Origin of the sequence: Mesorhizobium sp. M0239 (assembly GCF_040321815.1) — a bacterium.
Classification (GTDB): domain Bacteria; phylum Pseudomonadota; class Alphaproteobacteria; order Rhizobiales; family Rhizobiaceae; genus Mesorhizobium.
Genome location: NZ_JAMYSG010000012.1, coordinates 144,882 through 162,917 on the forward strand (window position 1 = coordinate 144,882; position 18,036 = coordinate 162,917).

General features: G+C 63.4%; 10 protein-coding genes. 1 reads left to right on the forward strand and 9 read right to left on the reverse strand.

The window, feature by feature from the left end; all coding sequences use genetic code 11:
* Window positions 1-21: 21 nt before the first annotated feature.
* Entirely contained in the window at window positions 22-1,560 is a 1,539-nt protein-coding gene (locus NKI99_RS14965; protein WP_352611321.1) for a trimethylamine methyltransferase family protein, read from the reverse strand.
* 216 nt (window positions 1,561-1,776) lie between these two features.
* Here NKI99_RS14965 and NKI99_RS14970 point away from each other — a divergent pair, with 216 nt between their 5' ends.
* Window positions 1,777-2,367, forward strand: a complete 591-nt coding sequence (locus tag NKI99_RS14970; RefSeq protein WP_023813211.1) for a transglycosylase SLT domain-containing protein — start codon at window positions 1,777-1,779, stop codon at window positions 2,365-2,367.
* Window positions 2,368-2,454: 87 nt separating this feature from the next.
* Here NKI99_RS14970 and NKI99_RS14975 read toward each other — a convergent pair whose 3' ends face one another.
* From NKI99_RS14975 to NKI99_RS15010, 8 genes are all read right to left on the reverse strand, one after another.
* Complete coding sequence (locus NKI99_RS14975) at window positions 2,455-2,892, reverse strand: TA system VapC family ribonuclease toxin (protein WP_352611322.1); 438 nt, start codon at window positions 2,890-2,892, stop codon at window positions 2,455-2,457.
* Entirely contained in the window at window positions 2,889-3,116 is a 228-nt protein-coding gene (locus NKI99_RS14980) for a ribbon-helix-helix domain-containing protein (RefSeq protein WP_023813213.1), read from the reverse strand. The genes NKI99_RS14975 and NKI99_RS14980 overlap by 4 nt, the downstream gene beginning before the upstream one ends.
* Window positions 3,117-3,234: 118 nt before the next feature.
* Window positions 3,235-5,583 (reverse strand): dipeptide ABC transporter ATP-binding protein, encoded by a 2,349-nt coding sequence (locus NKI99_RS14985; protein WP_128303439.1) that lies wholly within the window; start codon window positions 5,581-5,583, stop codon window positions 3,235-3,237.
* A gap of 67 nt (window positions 5,584-5,650) precedes the next feature.
* Window positions 5,651-6,808 (reverse strand): ABC transporter permease, encoded by a 1,158-nt coding sequence (locus NKI99_RS14990; RefSeq protein ID WP_023813215.1) that lies wholly within the window; start codon window positions 6,806-6,808, stop codon window positions 5,651-5,653.
* Window positions 6,809-6,820: 12 nt separating this feature from the next.
* Entirely contained in the window at window positions 6,821-7,855 is a 1,035-nt protein-coding gene (locus NKI99_RS14995) for an ABC transporter permease (RefSeq protein ID WP_023813216.1), read from the reverse strand.
* Between the two features lie 227 nt (window positions 7,856-8,082).
* A complete protein-coding gene (locus NKI99_RS15000; protein ID WP_023813217.1) occupies window positions 8,083-9,735 on the reverse strand; it encodes an ABC transporter substrate-binding protein in 1,653 nt (550 codons plus the stop codon).
* Between the two features lie 266 nt (window positions 9,736-10,001).
* Window positions 10,002-16,055, reverse strand: coding sequence for a translocation/assembly module TamB domain-containing protein (locus NKI99_RS15005; protein ID WP_352611323.1), 6,054 nt, complete (start codon window positions 16,053-16,055; stop codon window positions 10,002-10,004).
* A 3-nt stretch (window positions 16,056-16,058) separates the two neighbouring features.
* The gene (locus NKI99_RS15010) at window positions 16,059-17,987 is read right to left on the reverse strand and encodes an autotransporter assembly complex protein TamA (protein ID WP_352611324.1); all 1,929 of its coding nucleotides are present in this window, start codon (window positions 17,985-17,987) and stop codon (window positions 16,059-16,061) included.
* Window positions 17,988-18,036: the final 49 nt, after the last annotated feature.

Here is an 18,036-nt window from a genome sequence, read left to right on the forward strand (position 1 = left end):
GTGGATTCAAGCTGGGAACGATCACGGCTCGCCCTGCCCGATCGCTTCCTTGCGCCTGGCCATGTAAGCCTCCAGCGCCTCGCGCACGGCGATATCCATCACCGGCTCGACATAGTCTTCCAGCGCCTTCTTCCACAGCCGCGTCGCGCGCGCCGTCGCGTCGAGCCCGCCAGCCTCCTGCCACGCCTCGTAATTCTGCCAGTTGGACAGCATCGGCTGGTAGAAGGCGGTGGCGTAGCGCTCCAGCGTGTGCGGTTCGCCGAAGAAATGGCCGCCGGTCGGCACCGCGCCCAACGCCTCGACGGCGAGCTCGGCCTCATTGACCTCGATCGGGCGCAAGAACTCCATCATGTGCTGGATCATCTCGACATCGATGATGAATTTTTCGAACGACGCCGTCAGCCCGCCCTCCTGCCAGCCGGCGGCGTGGTAGACGAGGTTGCCGTGGCCGAGCACCGCGCCCCACAGCGCCATCAGCGTCTCATAGGCGCCCTGCGCATCGGCAGCGTTGGAAGCCGAGCCCGGCGTCGTGCGGTACGGAAGCCCGTATCGCCGCGCCAATTGCCCCGACGCGATGTTGGCCTTGGTGTTCTCCGGCGTGCCGAAGGCCGGCGCGCCCGACTTCATGTCGACATTGGAGGTGAAGGCGCCATACATGACCGGCGCGCCTGGACGGACAAGCTGCGTCAGCGCGACGCCGAACAGCGCCTCGGCGTTCTGCTGCGCCAGCGCGCCGGCCAGCGTCACCGGGCTCATCGCCCCCATCAGCGTGAACGGCGTCACCGCCACCGACTGGCCGAACTCGGCCATGGTCATCAGTCCTTCGGCCATCATCTCATCGAAGCGGCGCGGCGAGTTGACCGAGATGATCGTGGTGATGCCGGGATCGTCGCGCATCTGATCGAGCGTCAGCCCGCGCGAAATCGCCATCATCTCGATGCCGTCAAGCGCCCTGCCCCTCCCGATCGCCGAGACATGGAAACTCTTGTCGGTCAGCGTCAGATTGGTGAAATAGGTGTCGAGATGGCGGGAATTGGCCGGCAGTTCGACCGGTGCGCAGACCTGGTTGCCCAGCATGTGGATGCAGTTGAAATGCTGCGCCAACCGGGTCAGATCCGAATAGTCGCGCAAATTTCCGGCGCGGCGGCCGCGCTCCATATCGTGCACATTGGGCGGTCCGGCAACCAGCGTGAAATTGATGGTGTTGCCGCCGAGATGAACCGCGTTGGCCGGGTTGCGCGGCGTCAACACATAGCTGGACTGCGTGGTCTTCAGCACGTCTTCGACCAGGCCGCGATCGATGCGGACATTCGCCGAGGCATGATCGACTTTGGCGCCGGCCTTCTCGAACAGCGACAGCGCCCGCGGGCTCATCACCTCGATGCCGAAATTCTCCAATATGTGCATCGACGCCTGATGGATCTGCTCGATCTGGTCGGGCGACAGCATCGCCATTGGCGGATAGGGATTTGTCACCCGCCTGAGCGACAGTTGCGGGATGGCCGATGGCCCTCTGTTGCTGGTGCGCTCGGCGCCGCGTTTGCGTCTTGGTTCGTTCATGCCGGTATCAAAGCCCCGGCAAACCGGGCAAGCTGTCAGAAATACGTCGTCTGCGGGCGCGATTTTAGCCACGGCGGCATTTCTGCAATGTCTGTTTAGAAAAAGCGACGAAGTGCGTCGGATTATCGATACTGGATTTCCTTGAGAGACTGCGCCGGCGAAGCGTTAACGGACGCCGCAAGATTCCCTTTATGATTTCGGCCTATTGCTCTGCCCATGCGTAGTTCGAGTTTTAGTAAAATTGGTGCGGTTTGCGTGCTGCTGGCGCTCTCGGCCTGCGCCACGCCGCCCAGCCACATCAACAATGTCTGTGCCGTCTTCGACCAGAATGACGGCTGGTTCGACAACTGGCAGTCGGCCGCCGAGCGCGCCCAGCAGAAATACGGCATCCCCGTTCCCGTGCTGATGGCGACGGTGCGCAAGGAATCCGGTTTCAAGAGCAATGCACGGCCGCCGCGCACCAAGCTGCTCGGCTTCATTCCGTGGAAGCATGTCTCGTCGGCCACCGGCTTCTCGCAGGCGCTGGACGGCACCTGGTCGCAATATCAGCGCGAAACCGGCAACTGGGCGGCACGGCGGACGAAATTCGCCGACGCCGTCGACTTTGTCGGCTGGTATCATTCCAAGACCGCAGACACGTATGGCGTTGCCCGCAACGATACCTACAACCTCTATCTGGCCTACTATCTCGGCTGGACCGCCTATGGCCGCGGCAACCGGGGCGATGCCGGCGTCCAGGGCTATGCCCGGGCCACCGACAAGATGGCGCGGGACTATGCGCAGCAACTGAGCGAGTGCGGCAACTGACTTTGCCGGAGCATTACGCAGCCAAGTGAAATCACTTGGCGCTGCGAAAAGCGATGTCGCCCCTCGAGCAGAAAAGATCTCAGCGATTCATTTGCTTGGGATCAGATGAAGGATTGCCTTCCCTGATTTTACCGCCGTCGCCGATAGCTTTCGGTCGAACGTCGCCAACTCGCCGTCATGCGACTTGGCCAGCGCCAGCAGATAACTGTCGGTTACTTGCGTCGAAGTCAGGATCTTGCCCGCGTCGATCTCTCTGGAACTGACAAGGCTAATGTCATCGGGCCAGAACTGGTGTCCGGCAAGTGCGCGCAATTTGCCGACGATCGGCGCGACGACGGCAGGGGAGCCAGGAGAGTTGGGGTATTTGGGGTTGCCCACGATCCTGATAACGCCATTCTCGGTGATGGGGCATGTGGCCCATGAGTGATGCCCGGTGGATTCGAACCACCGATGGGCATCGTCATGCGCGACATGAGCCGGATCGATCAGCGCAATCAACACATTGACGTCGAGCAGGAAGGTCACGGCAGCTCGTCGCGAAGCGCATTGACCGTTTCGAGATCGACCATCGGCCCGCCGGGCCGCGACGAAAGCAAGGGAATGCCGTTGCGCTCACCGCCCGCCTGCGGCCGACGCAGCGAACGGCGAACCAGATCGGAAATGACTTCTCCCACGCTGCGATCCTGCTGCCGCGCCATAGCCTTGGCGGCAAGAAGGACATCATCATCGATTGCAAGTGTCGTTCTCACAATTCGTCCTCCTTTCCAAGCATCAAACATCACGCATCACATAGAGCAACAGACTGAGATTCTCAAGGGACGCATGTTTTGCGCAGCATATGAAATTGATGGCATTGCCTGATGCCGGTCAGTTCGGTTTCCTAGAAACGCCCGGCTTTGGGGTATCGCCGGTTTCCGAAACCTCGTCGCGGACCTCGTGACGGCGGGCTTTCGAAACGGCTTCCGTCTCCTCGCCGGCCTGCCTCGCTGCATCGGCTTCCGCGCTGCCCGTCTTGCCGCGCGGACGCTTCGGTGGCGTGCCGGCAAAACCGGGGCCATCGCCATGCGGCGCGTCATCCGGCACGCCTTCGTGCGCGGCGTGCTCCTTGTCGAACTTGATCACCGGCTCCATCGTTGCCAGCACATCGTCGGAGAGCCAGCACAGGCTCATATGGCCGCCGCCGAGATGCTTGACCGGTGGCACCTTGGTCTCGCACAGATTGTCAGGCACCAGCTTCTTGTAGCCGCAGCGGGTCTGGAACGGGCAGCCGGACGGTGGGTTCATCGCCGAGGGAATGTCGCCCTCCAGCACGATGTGCCGCTTGACCACGCTGGTGTCAGCGATCGGGATCGCCGACAGCAGCGCCTCGGTATAGGGATGGTAGGGCGGCGCGAAGATCTGGTCGGTCGTGCCTTGCTCGACAATATAGCCGAGATACATGACCACGACGCGGTCGGCGATGTAGCGCACGACCGACAGATCATGGCTGATGAACAGCATTGTCGTCTTGTTCTTGCGCTGGATGTCCATCAGCAGTTCGGTCACCGCCGCCTGCACCGACACGTCCAATGCCGAGACCGGCTCGTCGGCCACCACCACCTTGGCGTCGCCGGCAAAGGCGCGCGCCACGCCGATGCGCTGCTTCTGGCCGCCCGATAGCTGGCGCGGCTTGCGGGTTTCGAATGCCCGCGGCAGCTTCACCAGGTCGAGCAGTTCCAGCATGCGCTTGCGGCGATCGGCAACCGTCTTGCCGACGTTGAACTTCTCCAGCGTGCGGATGATCTGCGAACCGACCGAATGGCTGGGATTGAGCGTGTCGAACGGATTCTGGAACACCATCTGGATCGACGACACCGTGTCGACGCTCCGTTTCTCGATGCCGGTCGACTGGATTTCCTTGTTGCCCAGCGTCACCGTGCCGGCACTTGCCGTCTCCAGCCCAAGCAGCACCTTGGCCAGCGTCGACTTTCCGCAGCCGGATTCGCCGACGATGGCAACCGTCTCGGATTCCCGCGCCATGAACGAGATCGTCTCGTTGGCCTTGACGACGCGGCCCTCGCTCGAGCCGAACACCTCGCTGCCGCCGACCCTGTAGTATTTTCTGAGATCCTCGATCTTGAGCACCGGAGCGCCGGGCACGACGCGCTCATTGACCTTCTTGGCGCCGGGCGGCAGCGCCTCCCAGTCGATCTCGTTGAAGCGCACGCAGCGCGAGAAATGGCCTTCGTGGCCCGCGACCTCGATCATCGGGATTTCGGCGGCGTTGCAGACGCCCTCGACGAAATGGTGGCAGCGAGGGCCGAAATTGCAGCCCTTGGGCCGCTCGTGCGGCAGCGGTAGCTGGCCGGGGATCGAAATTAGCGGCCGCGAATTCTTGTCGGCGCCGGGCAGCGGGATCGAGCGGAACAGCCCTTGCGTATAGGGGTGGCGCATCCGGTCGAACACGTCCTTGATCTTGCCCGTTTCGACCGCTTCGCCCGAATACATAACCGTGATGCGGTCGCAGGTTTCCAGGATCAGGCCGAGATTGTGCGACACGAAAATCATCGACGTGCCGAACTTCTCGCCGAGCCCCTTGACCAGGTCGACAATGCCGGCCTCCACCGTCACGTCGAGCGCCGTCGTCGGTTCGTCGAGCAAAAGCAGCGCCGGCTTCGACAGCAGCGCCATGGCAATGACGATGCGTTGCTGCTGGCCGCCCGAGAGCTGGTGCGGATAGGAGCGCATCATGCGCTCGGGATCAGGCAGCTTGACCGCGCGCACCATGTCAAGCGCGCGTTTATGGGCCTCTTCCTTCGACACCTTGTCGTGGATCAGCGGCACTTCCATCAATTGCTGGCCGACCTTCATCGCCGGGTTCAGGCTCGCCATCGGCTCCTGGTAGATCATCGCGATCTTGTTGCCGCGAATGGAGCGCAACTCCTCGTCGGAGAGCTCGCCCATGTCCTTGCCCTGGAACTTGATCTTGCCGCCGACGATCTTCCCGATGTTGGAGAGGTCGCGCATGATGCCGAGCGACACGGTCGACTTGCCGCAGCCGGATTCGCCGACGATGCCCATCGCCTCGCCGGGCATGACGGTGCAGGAAAAATCCATGACCGCCGGGATCTCGCCCTTGCGGGTGAAGAAGGAGATCGACAGGTTCTCGATCTCGATGATCGGCGCGTTGGCCGGCCCATTGGTTGGCGTGGCGGGATTTCGAACTGCCTCGTTCATGGGTCGCTCCAATCCTGGTTCTTCTAGGCCTGTTTCTATCAGGCGCATCGGGTCGAAACCCGCGAGATCAGTCTTTCATCGATTGTTCGCGCAGCGAGTCGGCGAGCAGGTTCAAGCCCAGCACGAACGACATCAGTGCGATCGTCGGCGGCAACGCCGGGTGGATGAAGGACCGCAGCAGGCGGCTGGCGTCCTTGATCGCAGTGCCCCAGTCCGGACTTTCCGGCGCCAGGCCAAGGCCGAAATAACCGAGCGTGCCGAGCAGGATCGTGGTGTAGCCGATGCGCAGGCAGGCGTCGACGATCAGTGGCCCGCGCGCATTGGGCAGGATCTCCCATAGCATGATGTACCAGGGCGATTCACCGCGCGTCTGCGCCGCCGCCACATAGTCACGCGTCTTGATGTCCATCACCAAGCCACGCACGATGCGGAACACGCCGGGGCTGGACGCGAACACCACCGCCACGAAGATATTGAGCTGGTTGGGGTCGATATGCACGATCTTCAGCGGATCGGCGTCGAAGACCAGGCCGGCATAGATCCAGCCGCCGAGGATCAGGGTGATGCCGAGCAGGATGTAGAGCCGGTCGGGCCGGTTTTTGTAGCGGGTCCAGAACAGCACGCTGAAGAAGATGATCGGGAACAGGAAGAAGACGCCGGCCATGCCATAAGGGATCGGCGTGTCCATGATGCCCGGCGTCACCAAAAGGTAGAACAGCAGGATCACAGGGAAGGCCAGCACGAGATTGGCCAGGAACGACAGCACGGTGTCGATCTTGCCGCCGTAGTAGCCGGCGGGCAGGCCGAGCGTGATGCCGACCATCAGCGCGAAGCCGGTTGCCGCAGGCGCGATGATCAGCACGATCTGGCTGCCATAGACCATGCGCGAAAACACGTCGCGCGCCAGCTTGTCGCCGCCGAACAGATAGGTCAGCCCCGATTTCGGTTCGACGGCGCCCGGCAGCACATCCTTCATGATGGGAATCTGGGCCAGCGGATCGAAGGGAGAAACGGTCGCGGCGAAGATTGCCGTGAACAGCCAGAACAGGCAGATGCCGACGCCGACGATGCCGACACCGCTGTCGAACAGCTGGCCGTAGAGCGCCAGCTTCTTCTTGTAGGCGAAGCTCGCGCCCATGACGATGACGAGCGCGATCCAGACCGGCCAGAAGCGCGACAGCACTTCGAGAACGACGGTGAAGCCACTGATGTATTGAACCGGCATCCGCTTCGCTCCCTACTGAACTCTGATACGCGGATTGAGAAATGCGTAGCCGACATCGGAAATGAGCTGCGTGATCAAGACGATGAACACCGAGACCAGCGAGCAGCCGAGCAAAAGGTCGATGTCGTTGTTGCCGGCCGCCTCGACCAGCGTGTAGCCGAAGCCCTGGTAACGAAACATCACCTCGACGATGACGACGCCGGTGAGCAGCCAGGGAAACTGCAGCATGATGACTGTGAACGGCGCGATCAGCGCGTTGCGCAAGGCATGTTTGACCACGACGCTGCCGAAGGAAAGACCCTTCAACCTGGCAGTGCGGATATATTGCTGCGTCATCACTTCGACCATCGAAGCACGCGTCATGCGGGCGATATAGCCGATGCCGTAGATCGCCAGCGTCATCACCGGCAAAGTGAAATTGTAGAAGGTGATGCCCTGGCTGGCCGAAGCCGCCGAGCCGTTCAGCCAGCCTAGCCATGAGGCGAAGATGACGGTGAAGATGACGCCCGACACATATTCAGGCGTCGCCGTCGAGGCGATCGACGCCACGGACAGCACCCGGTCGGTTCGCGACCCCTCGCGCATGCCGGCCAGAATGCCGATCAGCAGCGAGATCGGCACCATCACCATCAGCACCCAGAACATCAGGATGCCCGTAGCGCCAAGTGCCGGAAACAGTTTTGAGGCGACGGTCGCCTTGAACTTGGTCGAGCAGCCGAAATCGCCCTGGAAAACGCCGGCGAAGGTCGGGACGAGCGGATCGTTGCAGAAGGAGAAACGCTGCGCCGGCTTGCCGGTCGCCGGGTCTGTCACAGGTTGCTTGGGCACCACGCCCAGCCACTGCCCATAGCGGACGAAGAAGTTCTGCCGATAGCCATGGTTGACCAGCCAGCTCTCGAGCTGCTCGGCCGACGTATGCATTTCGGTCTGGCTGATCGCCAGCTTCTTCAGATTGGGTTCGAGGTTGATCAGGAAGAAGACGACCATGGTCAGGCACAGCATCGTCAATGCCATGGTGCCAAGACGCCTGATAACGAAGGAAAGCATGGCGGCCCCCTGCCGATGGGTTGGGGTTTGAGCCGGCTATGAAAGCCAACCCTGCCGTGACCGGCGGGGCTGGCTGTCAAACAGGCCTTCGGATGCGATCAACCCTGTTTTTGTTGCATGGCCTTGCCCGCGAGTCCGTAACTTTTTTGAGAAAGTGCGGACCAGGAGGGACGGACGATGCAAAGAGCAGGGGAAGGGAGCGAGCCCCTTCCCCTATGTCGATGCGATCAAGCCTGCTCGAGCCAGATCTTGCCGTAGTCGCGCTCGAAGGTCGGGTGCATCTTGTAGTTCTGCACCGCCTTGACCGAGTGGCTGTAGAGCTTGCGCCAGTACGGCTGGATCATGATGCCGGAATCCTGCAGGATCTGCTCGATGTCCTTCATCATTTCCTTGCGCTTGGCGGCGTCGGCAACGGCGAGCGCCGCATTGAGCTTGGCATCCCAGTCCGGATTCGACCAGCCGGCCTCGTTCCAGGCCTCGCCGGTGCGATAGGCGATGGCTAGAACCTGGACGCCGAGCGGGCGCATGTTCCAGTTGGTCATCGACAGCGGATACTTCGTCCAGTCGTTCCAGAACGTCGAACCCGGCAGAACGGTGCGCTTCACCTTGATGCCGGCGTCGCGCAGCTGGGCGGCGATCGCATCGCCGGTGTTCTTGTGCCAGTCCTCGTCGACAGTGATCAGCTCGTGTTCGAAGTCGGCCTGGCCGGCTTCCGCCATCAGCGCCTTCGCCTTGGCCGGATCACGGGCAACCTTGGGCAGCTCGTAATATTCCGGATGGATCGAGCAGACATGGTGGTTTTCGGCGACCGAGCCGGCATTGCCGTAGCCGAGCTGCAAGACCACATTGTTGTCGACCGCAAGCTGCAGCGCGTTGCGCACCTTCTGGTCGCCATAGGGCTTGTTGTTGACGTTGGTGCGGCAGACGATGGTCGACGCGGTGACGATCTCCGACTTCACCAGGTCCATGCCGTCGAGGATCGATACGTAGTCGGCCGAAGTCTCGAAATTGGTGTGCACTTCGCCGGCTTCGAAAGCGCTGACCATGGCTGCCGGATCGGTGCCGTAGTCGATGAATTCCAGGCCGTCGAGGAACACTTCGCCGTCCCACCACTTGTCGTCGGTGCGGCGCTTGTAGACCACCTTCTGACCGACATCGTAGGAGACGAGTTCGAACGGACCGGTGCCGATCGGGCAGGCCTTGAAGTCGCCGCCCTTCTCGTCGAAGGTCTTGTGGACGATGAGGCCGGGATAGTCGCACATGTTCGGAATCAGCGCGATGTCCGGCTTGGTGAGCTTCAGCACGACCGTGTGGTCGTCCGGCTTGGTCACGGCGCTTTCGTCGAGCTTGTCGTCCTTGACCAGCGAGCCGAGACGGCCGGGCATGGAGTTGCCTTCGGCTTTCTTGTCGGCCCAGCGCTTCAGGTTGAAGATGACGTCATCGGCTGTGAAGGCATCGCCATTCGACCAGGTGACGCCCTTGCGCACATGCAGCGTGTACTGCGTGGCATCGTCGTTGACGTCCCAGCTTTCCAGCAGATAGGGGCGGAACGTGTATTCGGACGTGTACTTGACCAGCGGCTCGAGCGCCTGGCGCTCGGCATTGGCGATTTCCGACCAGTCGGCCTTGCGCGGGTCCTTGGGATCCTTGATCCACTGGGCGATCTTCAGCGTGCCGCCCTTCTTGCCCTTTACCTCTTCGGCCTTCGCCGGCGTCGGATCGGCGAGCCCGAGCAAGCCGTAAGCCATTGCCGTCGATGCGCCGAAGACGCTGGCCATGGCCAGGAATTCGCGGCGGTCCACCTTGCCTGCCTTGGCTTCTTCGGCCATGGCCAGGATGTGATCCGGAACGCGATCGCCATTACTCTTATAAATTGTCATGACTTAACTCCCATTGTTGGCTTTCCGCCTTTTAACATTCCGCATCCAGGCCATGATGTCAAAGACGGCGTGGATTGAGAACATGTTAGGGAATGTGCAACTTTGAAAGGGGAGCGGTTCGCGTGATAACGACAGTCTTGGCGCAAATTTGCTACTGTCCGATGGATTCTTCTGGAATCTCGATAGTCGATTAAACTGAGACATTTACTCCAGCCCGAACAGCGCCAGAATCGATCCATCATGAGGCCAAAAGCCCTGCCGAATTATCAGTATTCCTTCTCGTAGAAGATGCCGCCCTTGGCTTCGCCGGCATCGTTGGCCTCGCCGCGCAGCTTGACGCCGCGCCCGACATTGAGGTCGATCGTAGCCTTGCCCGAGCCCGGCTTGTCGCCTTTCTGGATCGTGACATAGGTGCGGTCGTTGAGGTATTTGCCCGCCGAAACCGCCGTGCCGCCCTGGTCGTCGGTGGTGACGTCGAGATCGTCGACGCCAATGGCGCTGCGCAGGTTTTCCAGCAGCGACGTCGAGCCGCCGACGCCGGCCAGTTGCCCGGCGGCCTCTGCGAGCTGGGCGATCTGCAGCGGCGACAGGTTCGACATCGAGCGACCGAAGATCAATTGCGCCAGCACCTCGTCCTCGGGCAGCGCCGGCACCGAGGAGAAGGTGAACTTCGGATTGGTCGCCTCGCCTGACACCACGATGGTGACGGTAGCGCCGGTCGTCGTCGTGGTCGCCGTCAAATTGAGATAGGGCACCAGCGAGCCGGAAAACCCGACCGTGCCTTCGGTGAAGGTCAGCCGCTTGCCGAGGATCGACAGCCGTCCGCGCTGCAAGGTGAAGGTGCCGACCGCTTGCGGCGACGAGGCCGGGCCGGTCAGCCTGAGCGAGCCGCCAAGTTCGGCATCGACGCCCCTGCCCTGGATGAAGATCTGGTTCGGGGCGTTGACCGTGACATCGAGCGCAAGGCCGCTACCGCCGCCCTTGCCGCTGGTCGTCGGCGGCCGCAGCGCCTTGTCCTGTGCCTTGACCGCAGCTGGCGCGTTCTTGTGCTTGACGTCGAGCGCCGCCAGCGAGCCCGGCAATTTGTCCGGAACCGTGATCACCGTCTTGGCGAGATTCACGGTGCCGGCAATGACCGGTGCGGAGGTCAGCGGTCCCTTGATCGTCAGGTCGCCCCCGAGATTGGCGGTCACCACCCTTCCGTCCGTATAGCGGCCGTCGACCAGCTTGATCGACAAATCGGCCGGAAAACCCTGCGCCGGGTTGATGCCGACCGTGCCGCTGGCCGACAGGCTGCCGCGCGTGGACAGCGTTCCGGTCAGCCGGTTGATCCTGGCGACGCCGCCGGCAATCGAGACATCGGCGGCGAGATCGTTGACGGCGAGGCCGGAGCGCGCATCGACAAGGCGCGCACCGGAGGTGCTGACGCTGCCACCGATGACGGGCGATGTCGCGGGACCGCGCACCTGCACGTTGACATTGGCCGTGCCCGTCAGCGACATGCCCTGCGCGGCGAGCTTCTGGCTGAGCAGGCCGAACGGCACGGCGCCATTGAAGTCGAGCACCAGCGCCGGCGTGCCGGCCGTCGTCACGCTGCCGCCGCCCTTCAGGCCAAGGCCGGCTCCATCGCTGACATTGGCGGTGAAGGTCAGCTTGTTGGCGCCGAAGGTGCCCGACGAGGAAACACTCACCGCCCCGACACCAGCGCCTCGGGTCTGCGATGTTTGCACGCCCGCCGCATCGATAGTGAAGGCGACCGCAGGGCTGGCCGGCGCGCCCGTCACCTTCACCGTGCCCGAAATCGAGCCGGCGGCGTCAAGGCCGGCCGAGAAACTGTTCGCAAGCGACATCGGCACCCGCGCCAGCGTCGCGTTGATGTCGAGCGCCGCGCCGACCTTGCCGGTTACCGTCGCCGTACCGCCGCCAAGGTTGAGCACCAGCCTGTTCAGCGTCGTCGTGCCATTGGCGATGCTGACGGTCGAGGCCTGGGCGATGGCAGCCTTGATGCCCTGGACTGTCGCCTGGCCGGAGGCAAGCTCGATGGTCGTCGTGCCGTTGGCCACTTGCACGCGGCCAGCAGCCTGTGCCGGAATGCCCTTGACTGTGGCGCCGCCGGAAAAACCGGTCCAGTCACCGTCACGCTTCAAATCGACATCGATGCCTCTGATCACGGTGCCGCCCGAAATGACGGTGTCGGCGCGGACCTTTCCGGAGATCACGGGCGCCGCCAGATAGTTGGCGACCAGCGCATCGATCGAGACGGCTTTCGCCTGCAGGTCGCCGCGCGTAATCGACGCTGTCGCCGCCTTGATGGCGACCTGGGGTGCTGCGCCATTCTTCGAGAAGGCAATCGTGCCGCGTACGTCGCCTTCGGCCTTTTCCAGAGCCAGTGCCGCCAGCGGGCCGATATCGGGCAGGTCGAGCGCGATGGTGCCGACAGGCACGAACTTCTCGTCCAGCGCCAGATCGCCGGAGATCCTGTTCTTGCCCAGCGACAGCAGCAGGCCGTTGATGGCGCTCTTGCCGTCAGCCGTCGCCAGCACCGCGCTGCCTTGCAGCGCCTGGCCGGCGACATTGCCGGTCAGTTGCACGTTGGCTGCCGGATTGGCGGCATCGGCCTTGCCGGTGGCGGTCAGCTTCAACCCGGTGATCTCTCGCGCCGCCACCAGCAGCCTGTCGCTGTCGACCGTCAGTGACAGGTCCGGCGCGGTGGCCGGCCCCTGTGCGTTCAACGCAAAGGCGATGGCGCCCTTGGCATCCTTCGACAGCAGAGAGATGTCGCTCAGCGCGCCCTTGATGTCGGCGGCCACCTTGTTGTCGGCAAGGCTGGCTTGCCCGTCGGCAGTCAGCGCACCCGAGGTCAACTTCAATCCGCCTATGTTGATGCTGCCCTTGGGATCGCGCTTCAGCGTGGCGCTGATCTCAGCGCGTTCGCCAAGCATGCCGCGCGCCGCCGCCGGCAAGGCCGACGATGGGGCATCCGCCTTCAGATTGAGGTCGATGGCACCGTCTCGCAGCGATACCTGGCCGGCGACCTGGCTGTTCAACGCATCGCTCTTGAGCGAGCCGCTGTCGATGGCAAACAGGTCGGCCGTCAGGCGGCCGCTGACGGCTGCCGTGACCTTGCCGGCGATCAGCGGCGCGATCACCGGATTGTCGAGACCGACCTTGTCCACCGACACTGTGCCGGAAACCGGCCCTGCACGGTTCTTGAGATCGAACGCATCCGAATGCAACGCCAGGGCAAGCCCGTCCACCCTCGCCGGACTGGTGACGATCGAGGGCAGGATCGCGGAGACATCCAGGCGGGCCCGCGTGCTCTCGCCCGCCACCTTTGCCGACAAGGACTGGACCTCGATCTTGACCGGGCTCTCGGCGCTGCCGACAGTCAGGGGCAAGCTGGGGCCGGATGATATGAGATCGAGCACAAAATCGCTGGCGCCGTTCGGGTTGAGGGTGCCGGTCGCCTTGCCGGAAATCTTGTCGCCGGTCAGCGTCGCCTGATCGAGCATCACGCCGCCGGCAATCGTGTAGCTGCCGGCCGCATCGACGGCGAGCGGTCCGAGCCCGGCCTGCCGGGTCTGGCTGGTTTCGATTCCGGTCAGTTGCGCATTGAAGCGGACATCGGGAGCGGCTGGCGGTCCGGTCACACCAGCCGTGCCGCTGAGCGTGCCCACAGCATCGAGGCCGGGCGAAAATTCATTGGCGAGCGCCGCGGGCAGTGCCGAAAATTGCGCCGCGAGGTCGAGCGTCTGACCGGCAGTGCCCGACAGCGTCACCGAACCGCCGCCGACATCGAGAGCCAGTTTCTCGATGCTGGTCGTGCCGTTGGCCATACTTAGTGTCGACGCCTGAGCGATTGCCACCTTGATGCCGCGAACAGTGGCTTCGCCCGAGGCAATCTCGACGCTGGTCGTGCCGTCGGCGATCTTCACCCGGCCGGCAGCGGTTGCCGGAATGCCCGCTATGGTGGCGCCGCCGGTGAAATTGGTCCAGTCGCCATCGCGCTTCAGGTCGACGCCGATATCGCCGATTTCGGTGGTTCCCGACGTGACGCTGCCGGCCTTGATCGAACCGGCGATCGCAGGCGCCTTGAGATAATTGGCGATCAGCGCATTGACAGTGATGGCCTTGGCCGTCACCTCACCGCGCGCGATCGACGTGCTCTTGGCATCGATCGCGACGGAGGGCGCGTCGCCATCCTTGGCGAAGCGGATGGTGCCGTCGATGTCGCCCGTTATCGCCTGGCCGGCAAGTGCGGCCAGCTGGTCGATGGCAGGTGCATCAAGCGTCAGCGTGCCGAGCGGCATATACTTGTCGTCCAGCGCGAGATCGCCCGAGACCTTGTTGTCGCCCAGCGAGACCAGGAATCCGTTGATCGAACGCTTGCCCTCGCTTGTCACCAGCGCTGCCTTGATGTCGAGCGGCTGGTCGTCGACGGAGCCGGTCAGCGATACGTTGGCGGCGGGACTGGTGATATCGGCCTTGCCACTTGCCGTCAGCTTGATGGTCTTCACCGTGCGGCCCGAGGCGGTCAGGCTGTCGCTGTCGGCGGTAACCGTGAAATCCGGCGCCGTCATGGCGCCGCTTGCCGACAGCGCGAAATCGACGCCACCGGCGACCGGCACGCCGACTGTCGGCGACAGCACGGAAACGTCGCCCAGTTTGCCCTTGATGTCGGCCTGGATGTCGGTGCCTTGCATGCTGGCCGTGCCGGCGGCGCTGAGCGTGCCGGACGTGAACTCGATCGAGTTGGCGGCGAAAGACCCTTGCGGGTCGCGGGCCGCGCTGGCCGAGAATTTCACCCTAGCGCCGAGCACCGAGGCGATCTGCGACGGAAAGGCCGTCGCCACGGCATCCGCATTCATCTTCAGCTGCATCGACAGGTCGGCAAGCGCCACCGTCGCGGTCAGCGAAGCGTTGAGCGCGTCGGAACGCAGCGTGCCCTGGTCGATGGCAATGGCGTCCTTGCTGACCGACCCGGCCAGATCGACATCGATCTTGCCGGTGATCAGCGGCGCCAGCGTCGCCACGTCGGTGTTGAGGCCGCCCGCCTCCAGCTTGACGGTGACCGGCCCGGCGCGGCTCTGGATGTCAAAACCGTCGGAATGGATCTGGGCCGCCAGATCATCCAGCCGCGTGCCGCCGGCGACGATGGAGACGAAGGAGGCGCCGACGTCGATGATCGGCGCCTTGCCGTCGCCGAAGGCGCGGGCGGTGGCATTGCTGATCGCCAGCGTGATCGGCTGCGCCTTGCTGCCGACGCTGATCACCACGGGCGGCCCCTTGGCGGCGAGTTCGACCGAGAGGTCGCTGGCGCCGGCAGGATCGACAATGCCGGTCGCGGTGCCGTGCACGGCATCGCTGTCGATGTTGGCGCGGTCGACACTGACGCCACCGGCCGACGTGGCGGTGCCGGCAATGTCGAAACTGGTCTTGCCGGCAAACAGCGGCTTGAGATTCTCAGGCAGGAAGCGAGCGAAATCGCCGTCGCCCTTGGCCTCGATATGATTGCCCTTGTCGGTCAGTTGGTGGCGGCCCGTCAGCTGGGTGACGATCTTGCCGTCGACTGAGAACGTGCCGATGCCGTTCCAATTGGCGAGCGGCCCGGTGCCCGAGACATTTATGTCGACCGGCGGCGTGTCGGGCAGCTTGAGCAGGTTGGCGATGATACCGCCTGCCGGCTCCGAGGCCTTCAGGTCGAGATCGAGCCTGTTGTCTGCCGGCGCAAAGTGGATCTTGGCGTCGACATTACCTTGCTTGCCGTCATGGCGGGTGATGTTGAGCACCGTCTCGACCGCCAGTGGCGCGGCATCGGCCTTGACCGATCCCTTGGCCGCAAGCTCTGCGATGCCGCTGCCGGCCAGTTGCTGGCCAAGCGCGATCTCGGGCAGATCGATCTGCTTGATGTCGATGGAAACCGGCAGCGTCGCCGTGCCCCCGCTCGGCGCTGGCTGCGTGCTGGCCACCGGCAATCGCGCCAACTCAATACGCTCGGCAGCGATACGGTCGGCGCTGAAGTTTTTCGACAGCAGCGCCAGCGGCGACCAGTCGACGGCCACCTTGCGCGCCACCAGCCAGGCGCCCTCGCGGTCCTCCAGCACGACATGGTCGACGCTTAGCGCCCCGGACCAGACGCCGTCTATGCCGCTGACCGTGATCTTGCGGTCGTCGTTCGAAGCCAGCCGCGAAATGATGCCGGCGAGATTGTCGCGGCCGCGCTCGGTCTTGGTCAGCACGACCAGCGCGCCGATCGCTCCCGCAACCACGATCAGCAGCGTGTAGAGAACAATGCGGAGGATGCGCCAGACTGTTTTCATCGCTCAGAATGCCTGTCCGATGCCGGCATAGATGCCGAAATGCGGGTCACCCGGATCGCGGTTGAGCGGCACGGCGGCATCGATGCGCAACGGCCCGAACGGCGTGACATAGCGCAGGCCGACGCCGGCGCCGACCTTGACATCGGCGAAATCGGGGACCGACTTGGTCGACACGGTGCCGGCGTCGACGAACGGCACGATGCCGATCGTATCGGTGATGGCGATGCGCATCTCGACCGAGGTTTCGAAGAATGACAGGCCGCCGATCGGCTGGCCGGTGAAGTCCTTGGGTCCGATGCCCTGATAGGCATAGCCGCGCACCGAACCGCCGCCCCCGGAATAAAAGCGCCGGTCGGCTGGCACATGTTCGAGGCTGGTGCCGACGATCGAACCAATGGCGACACGTTCGGCCAGGACGAACTTCGAAGCCGAATCCAGCGACTGATAGGCCGATCCTTCGCCCCTCAGCTTCAGGAACGCCGCACCGCTCAAAATGTCGTAGCTGGGCTCGGCATAGGCCAGCACCCGGAAGCCGCTTGTCGGGTTCAGCCGGTTGTCCCGGTTGTCGTAGACATATTGCAGCGGAATGCTGGCGATCAGGTATTTGTGCTTGCCGAAAGCGTCGTGGATGCGGGAATAGTCGAGCGCCACTTCCGCCGAAACCGTCTGCTTCTTCGTCAGTTCGTAGGACAGCCCGGTACTGCCCTTGACCGAGAAATGGTCGTAGGCGTCAGGATGTTCGAGCACCGTCTTGACGCTGGCGAAGAACTTCGATGCCGGCCCGATCACGCCCGGCTTTTCGAACATGATGCCGGCATTGTAGTTGAGCTCGCCGAGATCGTTGCTGCCGATGCCGCTGATCTTGCCCTCGATGCGCAGCTTCTCGGCCCGGCCGAACAAATTGCGGTGGCCCCAATAGCCCTCAAGGCCCAGCCCCTCGGTGTTGGAAAAAGTGCCGCCGACGCCGAAATAGCGTGGCTTGCGCTCGCTTACCTGGACGCCGATCGGAATGTTGCGGTCGGCATCGAGCGTGTCGGCTTCCTTGAACGTCACGCTGTTGAAGACCTCGAGCGCCAGCAGCCGGTCGCGCGCGTCGTCGATTTCTTGCGGCGAATATTGCCGGCCGCGCTTGAGGCCGGTCATGTATTCGGTGAAGTCACGGTCGACCTTCTCGGTGCCTTCCACCGTGGTCGGGCCGTAGCCGGCGACCGGTCCGGCGGCGACCGTCAGCGTCACGTCGAGCGTCGAGGTCGCATGGTCGGCGACGATCTGGCGGTTTGTCACCTTGGCCAGCGGTCTGCCTTGCTCCTTCAGCGTCCGCACGATCAGCGCCTCGGCCTTGAGCACCGCGCCGGATCCGGCGTCGCCGCCTGATATCAGGCCATAATCGGCGCTCATCAGTCCTGCCGCATCGCCCTCAAGGTGGATATTGCCCAAGGTGAATTTCGGCCCGGTGGCAATGTCAATGACCACGGGAACCGGCTGCGGCCCCTTGAATTCGGCATCCGGCGGCAAATCGTCGAGCGGCTTGCCGTCGATGGTGACGGTGACGACGCCTTCGTAACGGGCATCGGCATAAAGCGCGGCGACAAGCTGTTCGCGGTCGCTGCGCGCCTTGGCCATCAGCCCGAGCGAGCCTGAAACCGGACGCTCCTCGTCACTCTTCAGCGCCGAGGCATTTTCGAGCTTCTTGACCAGATCCTTGTCGGCGTCGGGGGCATTGATGGTCACGGCGTAGCGCAGGGGATCGACGATATCGGCATCCTCGTCGCTGGACGATCCCCACAGCTTGATGCCGAAAAGCTCGAAAGCGGCCGCCGGGCGCGATTCGGCGACGAGCACGGTCGAGCACATCATGGCCAGCAGCAGGGCGCGCGGAAGCGCACGCCCTGGCGCGCGACCTCCTGACATCTGCTCTTCATGCGCCGGCATTAAGACAACCTAGATTACAAAACTAAAATTGGAATGAAGTTCTGAAGCG

Coding starts and splice junctions, on each gene's coding strand:
- NKI99_RS14965 (WP_352611321.1), bottom strand. CDS start 1,560: ATGAACGAACCAAGACGCAAACGCGGCGCCGAGCGCACCAGCAACAGA.
- NKI99_RS14970 (WP_023813211.1), top strand. CDS start 1,777: ATGCGTAGTTCGAGTTTTAGTAAAATTGGTGCGGTTTGCGTGCTGCTG.
- NKI99_RS14985 (WP_128303439.1), bottom strand. CDS start 5,583: ATGAACGAGGCAGTTCGAAATCCCGCCACGCCAACCAATGGGCCGGCC.
- NKI99_RS14990 (WP_023813215.1), bottom strand. CDS start 6,808: ATGCCGGTTCAATACATCAGTGGCTTCACCGTCGTTCTCGAAGTGCTG.
- NKI99_RS14995 (WP_023813216.1), bottom strand. CDS start 7,855: ATGCTTTCCTTCGTTATCAGGCGTCTTGGCACCATGGCATTGACGATG.
- NKI99_RS15000 (WP_023813217.1), bottom strand. CDS start 9,735: ATGACAATTTATAAGAGTAATGGCGATCGCGTTCCGGATCACATCCTG.
- NKI99_RS15005 (WP_352611323.1), bottom strand. CDS start 16,055: ATGAAAACAGTCTGGCGCATCCTCCGCATTGTTCTCTACACGCTGCTG.
- NKI99_RS15010 (WP_352611324.1), bottom strand. CDS start 17,987: ATGCCGGCGCATGAAGAGCAGATGTCAGGAGGTCGCGCGCCAGGGCGT.